Annotated in this window: 1 protein-coding gene; it reads left to right on the forward strand. The window is 38.6% G+C overall.

The features are described from left to right. Positions 1–113: 113 nt before the first annotated feature. A complete protein-coding gene (locus tag IV87_RS10775) occupies positions 114–1,241 on the forward strand; it encodes an IS110 family RNA-guided transposase (RefSeq protein ID WP_074693987.1) in 1,128 nt (375 codons plus the stop codon). The last annotated feature ends 382 nt before the right edge of the window (positions 1,242–1,623 follow it).

Genomic DNA, 1,623 nt, shown 5'->3' on the forward strand with positions numbered 1-1,623 from the left:
TAAGTAATATGAAGTGACCCCCTAAGTTGTCAATTCGTGGATTTAAACTCATAATGTTGTTAATTCAAAAAAACAAACAAGAGTCATTACCACATGACAATAGGAGGTCACTTATGAATCAAAGTATAGTATCTATCGGGATGGATGTCCATAAGAAAACTTATAGTTTATGCGCTTTTGATGCTGAAACTGGTGAAATTATTGCTGAAACCAAAATTATTGCGGAACCAAAACTGGTAAAAAAATTCATTGATAACTTAGCTACCAAGTATGATGATCAAACCATTTTTAAAACCGGTTATGAGGCGGGGTGTTTGGGCTATTCGTTATATCATGATTTAACGAAACTTGGCATTGAATGTACAATTATGGCTCCTTCAACAATAGCTAAAACCACCAAAAATAAGACAAATAAAAATGATGCCACGGATGCCAGAATGTTGGCCAGAAGTCTGGCCTACAGAACGTATAAAGCGGTATACATTCCCAGTGATGAGGATGTGGCGATTCGTGAATTCATCCGCATGCGCAAAGACTTTAAGCTTGCCTTTAAAAAAGTAAAGCAACAAATCAAGGCCCTTATCTTAAGTCAAGGGTTAAGCTACAATGGCAACGCTAACTGGTCTATCCCATACGTTCAATGGCTCCGAACGGTTGAGTTTAATCAACCAGTTCTTAGAGAAATTTTAGATGAATATATGCAGGAATATTCACACCTTGATGATAAACTCGAACGCCTTAAAGAGCGAATCGATGAATTCGCTGATGAAGAGCGGTTAGAACTACACAAAGACCTCAAGTGCTTTAAAGGAGTTGATACGCTCTCGGCCCTCACCATTCAAGTCGAAATCTCAGATTTTAACCGCTTCCCAAATGCCGCTTCATTTGCCGCCTACTTAGGTTTAACGCCAATGGAACACTCTAGTGGTGAAAAAATTAATCGCGGTAGAATTTCAAAACAGGGTAATTCAGTGGTTAGAACCACCCTAATTGAATGTGCTCAGGCTCTTGTTAAAGGCGCCATTGGCCAGAAAACTAAACGGATCAAGGCCCGTCAAAAGGGTCGTAACAGTAGTGTGATTGATTATGCCGACCGTGGTATTGAACGTCTCCAGCGTAAGTTTCACAAAATGTACAAACGAGGAAAACCTTATAATACGGCCATCACGGCGGTTGCACGTGAACTAGCTTGTTTTGTTTGGGGCATAGAAACCAGACATTTTGAATATCGACAAGTATAAGTGAGGCTCCAATTTTCAATTTACATGCAGAAATATAATCACATTTTGAACATTCTAGAATAATTTAATTAATTTTATTTAATAGCATCAAGGGTATAGATAAGCTTCAGAGCCAACACGCAGGTCTGGTTATTTACGATATTGCTTTTGTGGCACAAACCGATTAATTACTATTTGGCCATAATAATTAATCACCCGGTTTGCGATCCATGTTCTAAGTTTATACAAACCTTCGACGGACCATTAACCTGAGGTAACCAATCCACGTATAACAGAGTGGTTAACTGTCGATGATTTGCGTTCTGAAGTTTATCTATACCCCTGATCGGTCACTATTTAATGAAAATTAAATTTAGGAGTTGACAGGGTCACTTCATAACAG

Origin of the sequence: Pediococcus ethanolidurans (genome assembly GCF_001437405.1) — a bacterium.
Lineage (GTDB): Bacteria > Bacillota > Bacilli > Lactobacillales > Lactobacillaceae > Pediococcus > Pediococcus ethanolidurans.

What these genes read in the sequence shown, in the direction of transcription:
- IV87_RS10775 (WP_074693987.1), top strand. Translation starts at nt 114, where the DNA reads ATGAATCAAAGTATAGTATCTATCGGGATGGATGTCCATAAGAAAACT.